This window comes from Paenibacillus cisolokensis, assembly GCF_018403665.1.
Taxonomy (GTDB): Bacteria; Bacillota; Bacilli; order Paenibacillales; family Paenibacillaceae; genus Paenibacillus_AH; species Paenibacillus_AH cisolokensis.
This window is the reverse complement of sequence record NZ_BOVJ01000098.1, coordinates 17,068-33,816: the sequence shown is the minus strand read 5'-3', so window position 1 is coordinate 33,816 and position 16,749 is coordinate 17,068. Positions and strand designations below refer to the sequence as shown.

The following is a 16,749-nucleotide window of genomic DNA, read 5'->3' as shown; positions in this document are numbered from 1 at the left end:
GATGCCTTCACGCTCCCTCTATTCTTGGTAGAACACTCGCTTGGATACGAAATACGTGCTGATCGCCAAGATGACCACGATGCTGATGAAATAAAGCCATGCCATCGCCGAGCTGAGCCCGAAGTCGAAGTTGTTGAAGCCCGTCGCGATAATAAGGTCCGTCATGTCGTTCATCGCGAACGAGTCGATAATTGTATAGATGATGTTGACGAGAATAAGCGGGCTGACCATCGGGAACGTAATTTTCCAGAACGCTTCGTAACCGGTCGCGCCTTCCATCTTGGACGCCTCGTATAGCTGCGGCGAGATCGTCTGGATGCCCGCCAAGAAGATCAAAATTTGCACGCCCGATTGGCTGACGATCTCGTAGATGCGGTCGACGGCGCCGGTCAGGTACGCGACGATGCTCTCGTTCACGCCCGACTGCAGCATGATGCGCTGTAATTCGAAGGAGCCGAACGTATGGAAGAATCCGCTTGTCTCCGGATTTTGCTGGGCGACCGCCTGTACCAGGCTTTCCGCCTCCAGATTGGCGATGACGCCGGACGCAAGGATGACCGGCAAGAAGAAGATGGAACGCGCGACGGATCTTCCGATAAATTTCTGGTTCAGCAGCACGGCCAGGAACAAGCTGAAGATGACGATGAGCGGCACGTTAACGACCATGTTCGAAATGGCTGTCGTCAACGTACGGTTGAAGCTCGTATTGACGGTGAGCGCCTCCACATAATTCGCGAATCCGATAAACGTGATGTTCATACCGCTTGCGTTGGCCTCGATGTCGCTTAAGCTGTAGCGCAAGGAAGCCGCGAGCGGAATGAGGAAGAAGAAGATGAATCCGATCAGCCACGGCAAGACATAGACGAAGCCCCAGAACGACTTCTGCTGCGCATACGTCCGCTGTTTCATCCCGAGCTTGGCCAAGGATCTCAAGATAGTTCACCACCCGTTAAATAGCTCTCGGCTTCGATTGCCTTGCCTTCGACGGACACCGGCTCGCCGTTATAATTCACGATGACGTAGAAACCGTTCTCGTAGACCGTCTTATATACGCCTTCTTCCAGCTTTTCGTGCTCCGCGATGCGCGCATGCTGAACGTTTTTAAGCGCTTCGTTCGTTTCCCGGTACAGACCCGCCGCCTTGTCGAGCCACAGCTCGTAGTTGACGGCGTACAAGTGGTCGAATTCCGTATCTTTCACCTGATGGTTCGGTGCGTAGATCCACTCGAAGTAGACGCCTGCGCCGTATTCCAGGCATTTCAGCAAATATTGTTTCTCGTTCGTATAAGAAGACAGGTTGAACGGCTCGCCCGTATAGTCGATGAAGCCGCGGATCACCATCTGATAGAACGGGATCGATTCGTCTTCGATCTTGAAGCCGCTGCTTCCCATCGGCGCGTCCGTCAGATTCGTCACGAACGGAAGCGCGTAGGCGTTCCCGCCGTCGGCCATCACGGAGAGGCCGGCTTCGCGAATCCTGTTCAACGCTTGGACGGATATACCTTCGGACTCCGCGCGGTCGATCTGCTTATGCTCGCGATAATCGCTGTTCAACTGATCGGCCAGATCGCGAAGCGAGATTCCGCCGGTCTCGAAAGGGCGCAGATCGTCCAACATGGCTTCCGTATAATGCGCCACAAGCCTCGGCGACACGACAAACGACGGCGATTTGTCCCGGTCGCGCCGGTTCAATGCGAGATCGAGCGGATATACTGCCGCCGGCACGTCCCGAAGCGTGCGGGACGCTTCCTTCGTCTCCTTGAAGCCGTCAGCCGTGTTCGCCGTCAGAAGGGCCACGTCCGGATAGAACGATACGCCTTGCTCCCGGGCGAACGCGATGAAGTCCCGAAGCCCCTTAGCGCCGCCTACCGCTTCGTCGACCGCGATCTTGCCCGGCACTTTGTGGTCGAGTCCGCCGTTAAACCATCCCGAATATTTAAGTTTGATGTTGCCGATGCCGCGCTCGATCATCCGGTTCACAATCGCTTCCGCCTGCTCGAACGTCGTCAGCGGTTCAAGCTTGCGATACGGAACTCCGACGAAATGTTGCTGCTTCGAGATGCTGCCAATCAATTGCAGGAAGAATGGCAATCCCTCCTGTTCGCTCGTATCTGCGGCCTGCGGCAGTCCGCCCCGGTCGATCAGGTATTCCTGATAATACTTCGCCATGCCCGTGTAGGAAGCGTCCTCCCTGCCGAGGAAAACGTAACGGACAGTGAAGTCGGTCTTCATCGGTTCTTCCTGGAACATCGGCAGGGAACGTTTTTGACCGCCCGCATTCAAGGTCAAATCCCCTTTGTTGATGACCGTGAAGCTCGGGTATACGTAGTTGTAACTGTTGAGCCTTCCGCTTACGTCCGCATTGATGGTAGCCGCCGCAGCGCCCTTCTCGATAATGCCGAGGAATGCGCCTTCTTCCTTGATGATCCCGAAGACCGGGAGCCTGACCGTCTGCTCCCTGACCGCATTCTCGATCATGTTCGTCGTCAAATCTTGCCCGTAGACCGACTGCTGGTACGCCGGGTATTTCGTCTTGCCGTTGTTGAAGCGAATCAGCGCGCCCGATCCGTCCGGCACGAAGAGCGAACCCTCGTCTTCGGGACCGCCTGCGCCGAAGAAGCTGAGAAGCGAGATCGCGCTGACGGGATATTCGTCGGGATAGCGGATGCCGGAAGCCGGGACGTTGACGACGAGGCTGCCGGCATCAAGCGTATATTCGATCGAGGTCAGGAAGATCGTCGGCTCCGGCTTATCCTGCGTGAAGCCCAGTTCCGCCATGTCTTCCGCAAGAAGTTCCTCTGTATAACCGGCGTCTTCGAACGCCTTGAGCGCCCGCGTCAGCTGGATGCCTTGCAAGACGCCGTCGCTGCGCTGGTAGACGTTCTTCTCCTTGTCAAGGCGATAGGAGATTCGGATCGCCCGCTGTCCGGTATTGTCCAGCTTGCCGATCAGTTCCTCGAACCGTTCGACGCTCAGCAGCTTCGGCAGGTCCTGTGCCGTTTTCTCGTCCGTGCCGAACTGGTACGACACTCTGACGCCGTTCGGAATGGCCTGGAACTTGATCTGTTTGTGCCGAACGCTGTCCGTATACGAGTTCACCGCATTCAACTGGCCGAAGCTGTTGTAGTATTCGATTTTCAGTTGTGCCGACAACAGATCTTTGTTAATCCCTGAGGCCACGCCATCCGAACTTCGCTCGGGCGGATTGCTGTGCCAAATTTGGCCGCTTCGCTTATGAAGCACGGCGATGGCGCCCGTTAGCTCGTCCGCGAACATGCGAAGCTGATCGTTCTCGGCAATGCCTTTCATGCCGGGGAAGCCGGGATCCGTGAAGGAAGCCTTCAGCGCTTCGCCCTGTTCGAACGGGGGGCAGCTTGCCCGTCTTCCGGCGATGGACTGGTTACGGCGGAGTCGGAACAGCCCGCGATCAGGAGGCCGGCGAGCAGGAACGAAACTAACGATTTTCTTGCGATGGACATCGTTCCCCCTCCTTCCTTAGTTCCTCAACACGATTTCTTGATAGATGGTCGAGACGAATGCGACGATTTCCTGTACGAGGCTGAGGAACAGCAGGCACAGAAACGCCATAAAACCCATGGCCGCCACCGTCAGCAGCATGGTCGCAATCGTCTTGGCCGGCGTAAATTGATGGACCGTCATATTGCCGACGAACAGCAAGTACAAGGACCAGAGCGCCGCGAAGCTGTTCGAGAAATAGTAGAACGACGTTTCCTGCAGGGAAATGACGTTGCTGAGCCAGATCCACGGGAAATTGATGACGATAAGCGGGATCAGCGCGAAACAGGTCGACGTGAAGATTTCGACGAACTTCCCTTCGCCGTCCATCAGCGTCGTGAGCGACCAATTGGCCACGCACCAGAACAAGACCGGTACGGCGACGTACACGATTTCCATCAGGCTGTTCATGTCCTGCGGATTGTACAGGTTGACCAGAAACCCGCTGTACTGGCTGCTCATGACGTTGGTGACGACCATGAGGATCAGGACCGCGAAGGAGACGATCAGATTGGCCCGCCGGCTCCGCTCGTATTTCAGGTCCCAGAAACCGTTGTACGGGCGCACGATCAGATGGAACGGATACTTAAACAACTCGCTGCTCCACGGAGACATTTCGCTTTCCCCCTTTCGCTTTCCGGTACTTCCGCCATGCGAACGCGACGACCAGCAGAACGACGATGCCGGTCATGATCGAAGGGAAATATTCGCGCAGCACTTCCTTGCGGTAAAGCAGGAACGCCTTCGAATAGTTCGCCTGGTCCATGCTCCGCTTAAAGTACTTCATCGCTTCGGCGTAGTCGCCTTGACGGAGCAGCGCTTTGCCGATGCCCGCATAGGCGAATTCCAGATTCGCATTCATGTTGATCGTCTTCTGAAACAGTTCGAACGCCTTCTCTTCGTCGCCTCTATAGTAGGCCCGAACGGCTTCGTTCAGCGTTCGGCCGTATTCCGTCGTCCGGAATACCGTAATCTCGCCGAGCGCCTTGTCGAGGACAAGGAAATCGTCACGGACGCGCTCGATCGCAACCGGCGTGTTGAACTCGCCCAGCCGGTTGCCCAGGCCGCCGAAGACGTACATGAAATGCCCGTCGCCGTTGTACGTGTAGATCCGGCCCCGCTTGGCATCGAGCACCGAATATATCTCGCTGTCGGCGACATCGATATCGACCAGCCGGGACGGTCCCTCCTCGTTCGTGTACCGGACTTCTCCGCGCGGGCTGAAGTAGCCCGTTCGCCGTAAAATATCGTTCCCTTGGGCGTTCAGCTTCTTGATCGTGTCGCCCCACGCGTCCCCGTTCGTCGCGTAGATGAACCCTTCTTCGTTAATGTCCATATTCGTAAACTCCGTAGGCGTAAACATGACCATCCGGCTTCGCTGGGCGCGGGTGGAGAACCGCTTCCAGAACAGTTCGACCGGATCGACCCTGACGCGGTTCGCGCCGATAAACGTCGTGAATTCGCCGTTTGCGTTAAATTCCATGAACCCGTCGAATACGCCGACTGCCATGACGTAGAGCCGCTGGGCTTTATCGACGACGACCCGGACCGGTTGAAAGTCGAAGTCCGCCTGAAGGAGCTCGGACTCGGGGGAATCGACGATCTTGACGAGCTTTCGGTTCTGATCCAAGTGAACGACGCGTTTGTTGCCCGTATCGGCAACCAGGATCTGGCCCTGTTCCGTCACGAAGAGGCCTTGCGGGTTCAGGAACGCATCCTCGGAGCCCCCGTTGTCGAACGCGTCAATCGTTTCGACCTCCTTGAATTGCCGGTTCAATACGACGATCCGGTTATTGCCGGAATCCAGCACGTAGATACGGCCGTCCGGCGTGACGTGCAGATCGGAAGGATCTTTGAACGGCCCGGCGCCGGCGCCCTCGCCGGCGATCGATACCGTCGCCTCATAAGCGGCCGGGGCGGGGACCGTATCCCCCCAGAACGAATAGTTGTACGATTCGGAGCCGCCGTCGGCATAGGCAAGCGTCCCCCCTGCGCCGACGCTCAGCAGCATACTCAGCACGGCGAGCAGGCGGATTCTCGCATGGCGTAATTTGTTGGACATCGCGCATGGCTCCCTTCTAGTCTTTCATCCCGGAAGTCGCCATCGTCTGAATGACGCTGCTCTGGGAGATGATGAAGAGCGTAATCGGAACGATCATCAAGATCAGGGCGACCGCGGCGCCGACGCCTGCCCGGGCAATACCGCCCGCCGATATTTGGCCCAATGCGTAATGGAGCGTCTTCAAGTTTTCGCTGTAGATGAAGTTGCCCCCGTCCGTTCCCCACAGCGCCGGAAACTGCAAGATCATAAGCGTCAGCCATGCGGGCTTGACGTTCGGCATGACGATGCTCCAGTAAATTCGATACTCGTTCGCCCCGTCGATCTTGGCCGCTTCGAGCAGCGCGTCCGGAATTTGCTCCATGAACTGCTTCATCAGAAACAGGCCGAGCGGGAAGGCGAGCGAAGGCACGATGATCGACGCGTGCGTATTGATCCAGCCCAGCCAGGACATGACCATGTAGTTCGGAATGGCGGTGACATGTCCCGAGAACATCAAGGACAGTACGACGATCGAGAAGAGCGTGCGCGACCCCCAGAACCGATACTTGGCCAGCGGATAGGCGGCCGCTGACGCCAGCAAGATATGACCGGCCGTCCCGATAATTGTAATCAGAAGCGTATTGGCAATATAACGCGACAGCGGTACCCATGAGTTCCCCATCAAGGCGAACAAGTCGAAGAAATTGTCCAGAGTCGGATTGTTGACAAGGAACCGGGGCGGGAAAATAAACAGTTCGTCGAGAGGCTTGAACGCATTGCTGACCGCGTAGATGAGCGGCAGCGCCATGAACGCGCCGAAAGCGGCAAGCAGCGCAAACAGCAAGAAGCTGACGGTAAAAGAACGGTTCAGCTTGCGCTGCATCCGGAATGCCGCCAACATTCGCATGGCCATCGTCACTCACCGACCTTTCGGAGCAATCTCTGCGTGATCTTGTTGGTACCGATCATAATCAGGAAGAGCACCGTCGCTATGGCGGACGCATAGCCCATCTCGAAACGGATCGTACCGAAGTCCATCAAGTGCGTCACAATCGTGTGCGCCGCGTAGTTGACGCTCGGGAATCCGGCGAGCGCGGTGGCGATATCGGCGACCGCGAGCGAACCGGTAATCTGCATGACGGCGCCGAACATGAGCTGCGGCCGCATGGAAGGCAGCGTGATGAACCAGAGCTCTTGCCACCGGTTGTTGATGCCGTCCACCGCCCCGGCTTCGATCAGCGTCTTGTCGATCGTCTGCAGACCGGCGATGAAGGCCAGAAAGCTGGTGCCAAGACTAAGCCACAATTGGACGATGATGACGATGCTCAGAATATATTTCTCGTCCGTCAGCCATTGAATCGGCTCCAGAATGAAGCCGAAACGCATCAGGAAACCGTTCAAATAACCGTAGCTGTCGCCGGAGAAGACGATCAGCCAGATGAAGAAGACGTTCCCGGAAATCGACGGCGCGTAGAACACCAGCGTCATGAACGCCCGGACTTTCGGGGACAATTCGTTGATGATCCAGGCGAACAGGAAACAGGCGATATAGCTGATCGGTCCGGTTATGACGGCGAACATAAACGTGTTCTTCACGGCGATCATGAAGACGTCGTCGTTCAGGAACAGGCGGGAATAATTCTGCCAGCCCACGAAACGCGGAAACTCCAGCATGTTGAAGTAGAAAAAGCTGAGCAAGAGCGAGATGACGACCGGGACGACCGTAAACGTGAAGAAGATCAGCATGTACGGGCTCATCAGTAAGTAATAATGCTTGTTCTTGCGAAGTTCTTGCGCGATAAAGGCCAGGCGGTACGTTTTCTTCGCCTGGATAACGCCGGGTACGACCTGGCCGGGTGTTTCGGCTTTCATCGGTTTTCACCCCCCTGGCTCATTCAGAAGATTGAATTCTTTCCGCTTGATTTCGATCTCGTCATCGATGTACAGGATGTAATCCGACAGCGCTTCGCGAGGATTCTCGTTCCCGTTGACGACGCGGCGGAAGGCATTGTCCAGGTGTCTGCCGGTAAAGTAGCCGCCCGGCACCTGCGGGATGCCCCGTACCCACTGCCACTGGCTTTCCAGATTGGTGTAGTCTTTGACCGGCCAGGGCAATTCCGCCAGCGCTTCGATATTGGCCGTCGGGTAACGGGCCGCTTCGCCCATCAAACCTTCCATTTCGCGTCCGTAAGCGATCTGCGTATCTTTGTCCGTCCACCACTTCATGAACGCCCAGGCCGCTTCCTTGTCGTCCGCATTTTCCAGCATCATAACCGCGGTCGTGTGACTGGCGACTTCATGGCTGACGGAACCGTCCTCCCGCACCGTGCCCGGGACGACCGTAAAGTCCCACAGTCCCTTGATCTCCGGCGCCAGCACCGTCAGCATGTTGTACGTCGTATAATCCGCAATGCCGATCGGCATTTCGCCCGTCCGGAACCGGTTCGGGAAGTCCGCTTGCAGCGGAAATTTATAGTTCGTATAGAACTGCGTCCATCGCTTGAATACGTCCATGGATACCTCGGAATCGAGCGCGCTTCGCTTGCCGCCGTCCCGGTAGAACTCGCCCCCGTTCTGGTAGAGCAGCATGGCGAACGTCGCATTCGGAACCAGCGTGACGTTGTTCGCCGACGATTCGAGCGGCAGGAAGAACTCCATGTTGTGCTTCTGCAGGACGGAAATCATGTTGTAAATGTCCTGCCACGTCTTCGGCGGCGCAAGCTCCAGCTCCTCGAGGATGTCCTTGCGGTAGAACAGCATCGGGAACGTCTGCTGCTCGGGCAAAGCGTACACGCCGCCGTTATATTTGTAGGGAACCAGTGCGCTGTCGCGGAACCGCGAAGCGACTTCCTCGTAATCCGGAAATGCCGTCAGATCGGCTGCGGCGCTGCGCATGGCGAAGTTGACGGGCACGTCTTCGCCGATTTGCAAGGCGACGTCCGGCCCTTCGCCGGCCAGCGTGGCCGGCAGCAAAATGTTCCCCGGCACGAGGCGGAGATGGACCGAGATGTTCGACTCGGGCGTAAACGTATCGTCGATGAGCGCTTTCAATACTTGCGCCTGATCCCGGCCCGTCGTGACCCAGACGGTCACCGAACGCCCCTTCTCCTCCGTGCTGCCGATGCTGTCGTAATCTTCCGTATACGAAGCGATGTAAGCGCCGAGCTCGTGCTTCACTTCTTCGAACAGCGTCGCCTCGGCTCTGGGAAGCTCGCGGTCCGGCGACGAGACGACCAAGTAATCCAGCGTGAGCGGCTGTTCGCGTACGGTCAGTATCCAGGTACCGAGCCCGCCGACGTTGACTTTGAAGGCGTTCAGCCGGCCCGCCACCGTCTCCGGCTTCGCCGCCATCTCGTTCAGTTGGCGGACCATCGTGTGCAGCACGGCGACTTTATCGCTCCGTTCGCCCGTCGATTGCTCCAGGTAGTCGGCCACGCTTTGGATCGTTTCGGCCTGTTCCCGGAAGACGTCGATCATGTCCGGAATCCGTTTGTCCAATTGATAATCCCGATACGGATCCGGCGCATTCGACGTGATCATTAATATTTTCCGATACATCTCGTTCAGTTGCAGGACGCTCGACTCGATCGTCCGGATGAGCGGCGCAAGCTCGCCCAGCGAGACCGTCATCCGAAGGCGATGTTTGCCCTTCGTCAGGTGAAACAAATAGGGTTCTTCGCCGCCCAGCACGTCCACTTTCCAATCCATGTCAAAATTGAACCGCATCCGCTTCATTTCCCGGAACGGATACTGGCCGTCAATCGTAATATTGCGCGTGGCGTATACGCCTCGCAGCTGATCCTGCTTGCGCTTCAGCGCGATTTGGTACAATCCGTCTTCCTCCACCTCGAACTCCCATTCGATCCACTGGCCGGGCAGCTTCCAGTTCAGTCCCCCGATCGTGTTCACGCGGATCTTCGAGACGTGGTACGGGACGACCGTCGGGCTGGAGCGATCGGATACCGGATACAGCGTCGGAGAAGACTTGCGGACCGCGTCTTCCGCCTGGATGACCAAATATTGATCCTTGACGGGCGCGATCCCGTTCGCCTCGTATTCCCGCTTCAACTCATCGTACGACTTCAATTCCGGTTCCTGATACAGCTCAATATAGTCAATGGCCATCGGTTCCCTGAGCGCCGTCAGGGAAACGACCTGGTCCCCGCTTTCGAAGTAAAACGAATACGGCTCGTCATAGCGGCCTTCGCCGTCCGCGAAAGGCGCAAGCTGCCAAGACGGCTTCTCGACCTGCCGCGGGCGCAAATCGTTGCCGCGGTTGTCCCGCCGGATCTCGTCGTGGAGATTGTCCCATATACGGTCGAACAACAAGAGATCGGCGCCTTCGAACGGCACTTCCCGGTCGATGCGGAATTCGCGTTCGATGGCCGAGCTCTTCCCTTCCATGGGATAATAGTGAATGCGGACGTTATACAAGCCCGGCTTGCCGACCCGGACGTTCCAACTGATCGTGCCCGATTCGGGCGTCAACACCGCCCGGCCCTTCAAGCCTTCGTAACCGTCCGCGACTTCGAAGCCGTCCCCGTCGAGTTCCGCATAGTGCTCCCCTTCGATGCGGATCGTCTCTCCCGGGCGTTCCGCGTTCGCATGCCGGTTCAAGTAATCGTCGTACCCGTCCTCCGCTGCAGCATCCGTAACGGCGACGAAGTCCGCCATCGCTTCGACGACGGCGCTCTCGGTCGAACGCGAAGGGTAGAGCGCCCAAACGGCCAAAAAAAATACGGCTAGTACCAGCATGCCCGTCACGTATTTCTTTTTTCTGATGGTCAAGTCTTCTCCCCTCCTGCGGCAAGCCTATAAATCATAGCAGTCCCCATTGTAGGGTCACAAATGGGGACTGCCGGCACGCATTATCGATGGTTACGAACCGTACACTTCGTCAATCGCTGCCTGGAATACCGACTTATACTTTTCGACCACCGTCGATACCGAAACGCCGCTGAGCAGTTCGCCTTGGAAATCGTAGAACTTCAAGTTCGGGAACGTATGGTGGTCGAGCACGAGCAGATTGGGCTGGACCATCTTGGCGTTATTGATGTCGTCTTCGCTCGTGAACGTCGATTCGAAGGACGATTGGCCCGGATATTCGTTGATCGATTCGATGTCGTGCATTTTCTCCCAGATGTACATCAACTGTTCCGGGTTCGGGATGGCCTTCGGAATCGTCAAGGCTTGAAGTAGTCCCTCGTAGGAGTGGTACATGGTCGCGCTAGGCCCTTTCGGCAAGGGAACGAAACCGATATCGTAATCCGGCATATCCGTCTTGATGCCGCCGAGTTCCCACATGGCGCCGGCGAGCATCAGCGTATTGCCTTGGCGGAAAAATTGCCCCGGCTCCGTCCAATCGCCGCCTTCCGTCGGCCGCGCCACTTGCTCTGTCGCAATACGGGAGACGAAGTTGAGCGCTTCCAGCGTCGCAGGCGCGTCCAAATTCTGCTTGTTGTCTTTCGTCAGACCTGTATTATTAGAGGCCAGCGCTTGTTCGAGCAGCGAAGAATTCGCAAGCCCCCATGTATCGAGCTTGCCGTCGTTATTCGTATCCTTGTTCGCTTCCTTGGCGACCTGAATGAACGTTTCCCAGTTCCAGTTGTCTTCGTTCACATATTCTTGAAGCGGTTTGATGCCGAGCTGGTTCATCAGCGTTCTATTGTAGAATACCCCCTGAACCAAGTTGGCCTGATCATTGGTGAAGCCGTAACCTCTGCCTTCGTACGTGTAAAGCTCGTTCGTCATTTTCTGGTTGAACACTTTCTCGTTCTTCGTATACTCGTCGATCGGCCACAGCAGGTCTTGCTTGACAAGCGCCGGGACCGTATACGTCTTGCCCAGGCGGACGATTTCGCCGATCGGCTCGCCGGCCAGCAGCGATGCGGTCACCTTCTCTTGATACTCGCCGTAATCGATCGCGATGAATTCCATCTTGAAGTTGTGCTTCGCTTCCAGCTCCGCCAGATTCTCCGCGATCTGTGCCCCGTCCGGGTCTTCTTCATTCGGCGTCATGTCCCACCACGAGACGACTCTGACCTTCTTCCCGCCAAGGTCGAAGTCCATTTCCGGCGTCCCGGTCGCTTCTTCTTCCCCTGTCTCCGCGTTGGCGCCGTTGTTCGCCGATCCGTTGTTCGCAGCTCCGTTGTCGCCTGTATCGTTGTTCGCAGCCCCGTCGCCGGCGTTCGAACCGCTGTTGCATGCCGCAAGCACAAGCATCAACGCACACATCAGCACCATCATTTTGCGAATCCGCATCCGTTGAATCCCCCTTATGAGATGAACTACACCGAAAAGTGTAGCGCTTACAAGTCGGAAGTAACAACCTGTCAATCACTAGTAGTTGAACCCGTCAAATGATAGGTGTCCGAACGGCGAACCGGCGGTTCGCCGGCTCCCGGCGCGAAGAAGTAAACAGCGGGTAGGGATGTTAAGAAATGCACGTTGTTCATTTTCCTCCGCATTTTCCATAATGAAAAGGTAATCAGTAACGCCGCGAATGCAAGAGGAGGTAACCATCGTGCATAAAGTTCTGCTTGTCGATCCGAATCGGCAGACGAGAGCGAAGAACCGGGAACTGTTGGATTGGAACCGACTTGGCTTTGTCCTGGAAGACGATGCCGTGGAGACGATGTCGATATCCGAAATCGACCGCTACACCCTCGTCTTGATCCATATGGAAGGCGCAGAGTCGTATGGCATGAAGCTCTGCGACCGGATTCGGGAAGGCAGCCGCGTGCCGATCGTTCTCATGGGCGGCAAGAACGACTTCGAGTTGGCCCGCAAAGCGATCTATTACCAAGTGAGCGACTATCTGCCGAGCCCCGTGTCTGCGGAGGAGCTGACGGCATGCTTGTTGTCGGTCAAGCGCAGGCTGGCAATCGAAGGGGCCGCAGATTCGAAAGCGCTGCCATCGCCGCCGTCCGCTCTTGGTGCATTGCCCTCCGCTTCGCTCAGCATCATCGAGAAAGTGAAAGAGTATGTAGACGTGGCGCTGCATCAGAACATCACCCTGAAGGAAATCTCCAACATCCTTCATTTCAATTGCTCGTACCTGGGGCAGAAGTTCAAAATTCACGAGAAGATGACCTTCAACGAATATTTGCTGCGGCAGCGCATGGAACGCGCGAAATACTTGCTCGAGCATACCGACATGAAAGTGTACGAAATCGCGAACGAAGTCGGTTACTCCGAGATGGACTGGTTCTACAAGAAATTCAAGGCGTACACGGGGGTAAGCGCGAACGAATATCGAAAGATGATCTCGTTCACGGCCTAAGCAGCGGTTTGAGGAAAGGGCCGGACAGGAACGTACTCCTGTCCGGCCCTTTCGACATGGTTAAACGTTTGCGGGGCCTCCTTCGTCATCCGCGATGACTGCGGGACGCCCCTTAGCTTCGCTCGTCCGGCGGATAGAGCACGATGCGGCCGTTCTCCATCTCCACCCGCACCTTGTTGCTGTCCTTGAATCCCTCCGCATCGAGATAGCCGGCCGGAATTTGCAAGCGGCCCGCCTTGTCGACGACCGCATACTCGACATGACTCGCTTGCTCGCGCCGCCCCGCATCCTCCGCTTCCAGCTGCGCAAGCTCCTCCGTATAGGATGCGGGGCGGATCATCTCTGCGGACGTCTTGCCGTCGCGGATCTGCACGACCCGGTCGACCTTGCGAGCGAGCTGCGGGTCATGAGTGACGATTACGATCGTAATGCCGCTCGTCCGGTTGAGCGACCGGAACAGATCCAGCACTTGGCCGGACGTCTTCGTATCCAATGAGCCGGTCGGCTCGTCGGCCAGCAGCAGGCGCGGCTCGTTCGCAAGCGCAATCGCAATCGCAACGCGCTGCTGTTCCCCGCCGGAGAGCTCGCTCAGCCGGTTCTTGAGCCGGTGGCCGAGACCGACCGCTTCCAGCAGCTCGACCGCGCGGGCCCTTCGCCGCCGCCCGCGCAACAGAATCGGCAGCTCGACGTTCTCGAGCGCGGTCAGGTACGGGATCAAGTTGCGCGCGTTATTCTGCCAGACAAAGCCGACCGATTCCCGCTTGTACCGGACGAGATCGCGCTCGCCGAACGCCAGCAAGTCCTTGCCGTCCACGAACAACTTGCCGGCGGAAGGCTTGTCGAGCCCGCCCAGCATATTGAGCAGCGTCGACTTGCCGCTGCCGGAATTGCCGATAATGGCCGTCAGTTCGCCCGCCTCGACTTGCAGATCGAGACCCTGCAAGGCGACGACCTCCAGATCCGCCATCTTGTAAATTTTCACGAGCCCTTCGCATCGAATCAAGGTCTACTCCTCTCCCAGCTTCAGCGCCTGCGCGATCCGGATACGCGATAAGCGATAGCCGAGGATCGACAGGCCGATCGTCAGCGTGAACCCGACGATTGCGTAAAGCTGAACATAATCGCTGAGCCGACTTACGATCTCGAACGGCGGCACCTGCTCCGTCGTCGCGAACGACATCTCGAACAGCGGGACGAACAGGTCGCTGGTCAAGTTGCCGGTCAACACGCCGATGAAGACGGCTGCGCCGGAGGTGAGCAGCTGCTCGCTGACCAGAATGCCGACGATCTGGGCGAACGGAATGCCCATCGCCCGCAGCACGCCGTACTGGAGCGTACGGCCCGACAACGTCAGCGCCCAGAAGAGCAGGAAGCCGAAGAAGCTGATCAGCATCGAGATGACGAAGCCGAGCGTCATGACACCGTTGATCGCGAGTCGGAACGGATCGTTCTTGGACGCGATCAGTTCCGCATTCGTGTCGCGGAGGCTGACGACCGGAATGTGCCGTTCCGCGAGCTGTTCATAGATCTGCCGGCTGGCCACGCCGTCCTTCAGCTTCATCCACACCTCGTACGGCTCGAGCGCGAGACGGTTCTGAATCGCGCCAAGGTGTCCGACGATCAGATGCGGCTGTTGTGGCCGTCCGTCGCGCCCCTCGCCCGCTTCGCCGCTCGGCAGCGGATTCCAGGTCGGCCAATAATCGATCACGCCGTATACCGTGAACGGCGCCTGGTCCAGCCCTTCCCAATAGATGCGGATCGAATCACCCGGCTTGACCTTCGCCGCTTCGGCGAGCGAGCGGGAGATCAGCACCGCCTGCGGATTGGGGGCGATCAAGTTCAAGTATCCGTTGATCGGATAATCGAGCAGTCCGTCCTTCATCCATGCCGTCAACCCGAAATCTTTCGTGTCGATGCCGATCAGCGTCGTTCTGCCGGACGCGCCGCTCTTCGGCTCGACGAACTGCGCTTCCTCCTTGCGGAATACTTTCGCGAGCGCCTCGACCCCTTGGAGCTCCTCGAAGGGCCGATATGGCGGCTCGCTGTACTGGATCCGCCTCGATTCCGCGAATACGGCTTCCGATTGCGGCTGCGGAGGACCGAATCCGGTCGAAGGCGGCGCATCGTTCTCCCAGCGCGTCATGAGCGCGATATCGGCCCCGGCGGCATAGCGGATCTTGCTCTCCATATTGTCGTTGATCGTGCGGGCGCTGTTCGCGCTGAACAAGCCGGTCGATACCGTCAAGATCAAGAACACCTTGATCGTCAAGTACTGCCCGGACGAACGGCTGATCTGAACCAGCGTATGGTAGAGCGCCGGCGGCCACCAGCGGCGCCCGGCCCGATAGACGAGACGAATAAACCACGGGTAGACGCGCAGGGCGAGCAGCCCGGCCCCCAGGGCGAACACCGCGGGCATCAGGAACAGCAGCGGGTCCACCTGGAGGGCGTCGGAATCGAGCGCGAGACGCTTCAGGTCCTCTTGCCGCTTCGCGAAATTGTTAAGCAGATAGACGGCGATGACGACGAGGACCAAGTCCAAGCCGGCCTTGTGCCAGAACGACATGCGGACGCGCGCGCCGCCGCTGCTGCTTGTGCCCCACGATGCTGACCCGAGTCGCCAGGAAAGCCGGAATCAAGATCAGCAGGATCGCGCCGGCCACGGCGCACACCGCAACCTTGTAGACGCTGCTTGACAGCGCAACCTCGAGCGCCGACCGCTGAACGAACGACAAGAAGCCGTTCGAAGCGCCGAGCACCTTCGTAAAGGCGATTCCCAGGAACGGACCTGCCGCCAAGGCGCCGATGCCGAGCATCAGACTCTCGATCGTATAGGCCGCCATAATTTGCAATCGGCTTGCGCCGCGGCTCCGCAGGACGGCGATCTCCGTCTTCTGCCGCTCGATGATCAGGTTGGCCGCCATGTACAGATAGAACACCAGCATTAACATCACCGGCGAGTATAGCGAGAGCATCATGACGTCGAGCTTCTCCTGCTTGCCCAAGAAAGCCGCGACCGTCCGGGTCGCCGGTATATTGACTTCGTCCACGCCGAGCCGGCCGCGGAAGTAGCGGCGGATGTCCCGGTCCGCCTGAATGAACTTGTCGACGTCGTCGACGGAGAGCCGCTCGTAGTTCAGGGCGTATCGCCATTCCAGACCGGATACCGTCAGCTTGCCGCCTTGCGTGAACTCGCGCTCGAACTGTTCGAACGGAATCAGGAAGCCGTCGCTCATCTCGTCGGCGATATACGGCAGAAAGCGGTCGGCGGTCGGCGCCGTATCGATGATGCCGACCGGCAAGACGCGGAAGCGGATCCGCTCGTCCTGCGGCGATTGCGCGATAAGCACCTCCCCGAGATCCCGCTTCGCCGCGAGCAGGAACTTCTGCGTCACGAGCGCCTCGAAGACGCCGTCCGTTCGGTCGGCGGGCATGCGGCCGTCGACCAGCCGGACGCGCTTCTCTATATCGGACAGCGTCTTGAACGCGCCTGTCGTGTTCTGCGCGCGGATCTCCTGCTCCGACGCGTCCGCGCCGTATATCTCCAAGTTCTGCGTGAACCGCTGCCGGTAGAAAGACAGAGCGTCCAGCCCCATCCGCTCGGGAATCAGCTTGACGAAGTTGTCCGCTTGGCCGATCCGTCTCTTCGTCTTCTCGTCCATCGTCTGGGCGGAGACGGTCGTGCTGATACGTACGAACCCCGGGTACACCGACTCGCGGTTCTGCACCGACTGCAGTTCCTTGAGCAACGTCCGCTGCAAGACGGCCTGGGAGTACAGCGGCATGGAGCTGAACAGGGCAACGCACAGCGTAAGACCGAACCATAGGTTCAACTGCAGCCACTTGTTCTTCGCCATCTTGCGGAGAATCATCGTCCATAAGGCCATACCTTCACCCCATCCTTGCGCCCG

General features: G+C 58.0%; 13 protein-coding genes. 1 reads left to right on the top strand and 12 read right to left on the bottom strand.

Features of this window, described 5'->3' with window-relative positions:
* Positions 1-18 precede the first annotated feature (18 nt).
* From PACILC2_RS13910 to PACILC2_RS13875, 9 genes are all read right to left on the bottom strand, one after another.
* A complete protein-coding gene (locus tag PACILC2_RS13910; RefSeq protein WP_372447131.1) occupies positions 19-909 on the bottom strand; it encodes a carbohydrate ABC transporter permease in 891 nt (296 codons plus the stop codon).
* Positions 910-929: 20 nt separating this feature from the next.
* Entirely contained in the window at positions 930-3,308 is a 2,379-nt protein-coding gene (locus PACILC2_RS13905; RefSeq protein ID WP_307860586.1) for a DUF5696 domain-containing protein, read from the bottom strand.
* A 32-nt stretch (positions 3,309-3,340) separates the two neighbouring features.
* Complete coding sequence (locus PACILC2_RS28720) at positions 3,341-3,478, bottom strand: META domain-containing protein (protein ID WP_307860585.1); 138 nt, start codon at positions 3,476-3,478, stop codon at positions 3,341-3,343.
* Between the two features lie 16 nt (positions 3,479-3,494).
* Positions 3,495-4,130 carry a Yip1 family protein gene (locus PACILC2_RS13900; RefSeq protein ID WP_213529180.1) on the bottom strand — a complete coding sequence of 212 codons (636 nt, stop codon included), beginning with the start codon at positions 4,128-4,130 and terminating at the stop codon, positions 3,495-3,497.
* A complete protein-coding gene (locus PACILC2_RS13895; RefSeq protein WP_213529179.1) occupies positions 4,102-5,577 on the bottom strand; it encodes an NHL repeat-containing protein in 1,476 nt (491 codons plus the stop codon). Before PACILC2_RS13895 ends, PACILC2_RS13900 begins: the two co-directional genes overlap by 29 nt.
* Positions 5,578-5,593: 16 nt before the next feature.
* The gene (locus tag PACILC2_RS13890; protein WP_372447130.1) at positions 5,594-6,463 is read right to left on the bottom strand and encodes a carbohydrate ABC transporter permease; all 870 of its coding nucleotides are present in this window, start codon (positions 6,461-6,463) and stop codon (positions 5,594-5,596) included.
* An 8-nt stretch (positions 6,464-6,471) separates the two neighbouring features.
* Positions 6,472-7,428 (bottom strand): carbohydrate ABC transporter permease, encoded by a 957-nt coding sequence (locus PACILC2_RS13885; RefSeq protein WP_213529177.1) that lies wholly within the window; start codon positions 7,426-7,428, stop codon positions 6,472-6,474.
* 6 nt (positions 7,429-7,434) lie between these two features.
* Positions 7,435-10,311, bottom strand: coding sequence for an extracellular solute-binding protein (locus PACILC2_RS13880; protein ID WP_372447129.1), 2,877 nt, complete (start codon positions 10,309-10,311; stop codon positions 7,435-7,437).
* A gap of 123 nt (positions 10,312-10,434) precedes the next feature.
* Positions 10,435-11,817 carry an ABC transporter substrate-binding protein gene (locus PACILC2_RS13875; protein ID WP_213529175.1) on the bottom strand — a complete coding sequence of 461 codons (1,383 nt, stop codon included), beginning with the start codon at positions 11,815-11,817 and terminating at the stop codon, positions 10,435-10,437.
* A gap of 262 nt (positions 11,818-12,079) precedes the next feature.
* Here PACILC2_RS13875 and PACILC2_RS13870 point away from each other — a divergent pair, with 262 nt between their 5' ends.
* On the top strand, positions 12,080-12,838 hold the full coding sequence (locus PACILC2_RS13870; RefSeq protein WP_213529174.1) for a response regulator transcription factor: 759 nt from the start codon (positions 12,080-12,082) through the stop codon (positions 12,836-12,838).
* Between the two features lie 112 nt (positions 12,839-12,950).
* On the opposite strand, the gene PACILC2_RS13865 is transcribed toward PACILC2_RS13870, so the two are convergent.
* The 3 genes from PACILC2_RS13865 to PACILC2_RS26930 are packed head-to-tail and all read right to left on the bottom strand — an operon-like array spanning position 12,951 to position 16,725.
* Positions 12,951-13,841, bottom strand: coding sequence for an ABC transporter ATP-binding protein (locus tag PACILC2_RS13865; protein ID WP_213529173.1), 891 nt, complete (start codon positions 13,839-13,841; stop codon positions 12,951-12,953).
* 3 nt (positions 13,842-13,844) lie between these two features.
* Positions 13,845-15,380, bottom strand: a complete 1,536-nt coding sequence (locus PACILC2_RS26935; RefSeq protein WP_244863504.1) for an ABC transporter permease — start codon at positions 15,378-15,380, stop codon at positions 13,845-13,847.
* Positions 15,340-16,725 carry an ABC transporter permease gene (locus tag PACILC2_RS26930; RefSeq protein WP_244863503.1) on the bottom strand — a complete coding sequence of 462 codons (1,386 nt, stop codon included), beginning with the start codon at positions 16,723-16,725 and terminating at the stop codon, positions 15,340-15,342. The genes PACILC2_RS26935 and PACILC2_RS26930 overlap by 41 nt, the downstream gene beginning before the upstream one ends.
* Positions 16,726-16,749: the final 24 nt, after the last annotated feature.

Bases quoted from the DNA above. Each gene is read 5' to 3' on its own strand.
- PACILC2_RS13900 (WP_213529180.1), bottom strand. From the start codon at position 4,130: ATGTCTCCGTGGAGCAGCGAGTTGTTTAAGTATCCGTTCCATCTGATC.
- PACILC2_RS13875 (WP_213529175.1), bottom strand. From the start codon at position 11,817: ATGCGGATTCGCAAAATGATGGTGCTGATGTGTGCGTTGATGCTTGTG.
- PACILC2_RS28720 (WP_307860585.1), bottom strand. From the start codon at position 3,478: ATGTCCATCGCAAGAAAATCGTTAGTTTCGTTCCTGCTCGCCGGCCTC.
- PACILC2_RS13890 (WP_372447130.1), bottom strand. From the start codon at position 6,463: ATGCGAATGTTGGCGGCATTCCGGATGCAGCGCAAGCTGAACCGTTCT.
- PACILC2_RS13885 (WP_213529177.1), bottom strand. From the start codon at position 7,428: ATGAAAGCCGAAACACCCGGCCAGGTCGTACCCGGCGTTATCCAGGCG.
- PACILC2_RS13905 (WP_307860586.1), bottom strand. From the start codon at position 3,308: ATGAAAGGCATTGCCGAGAACGATCAGCTTCGCATGTTCGCGGACGAG.
- PACILC2_RS13895 (WP_213529179.1), bottom strand. From the start codon at position 5,577: ATGTCCAACAAATTACGCCATGCGAGAATCCGCCTGCTCGCCGTGCTG.
- PACILC2_RS13910 (WP_372447131.1), bottom strand. From the start codon at position 909: ATGAAACAGCGGACGTATGCGCAGCAGAAGTCGTTCTGGGGCTTCGTC.
- PACILC2_RS26930 (WP_244863503.1), bottom strand. From the start codon at position 16,725: ATGGCCTTATGGACGATGATTCTCCGCAAGATGGCGAAGAACAAGTGG.
- PACILC2_RS13880 (WP_372447129.1), bottom strand. From the start codon at position 10,311: ATGCTGGTACTAGCCGTATTTTTTTTGGCCGTTTGGGCGCTCTACCCT.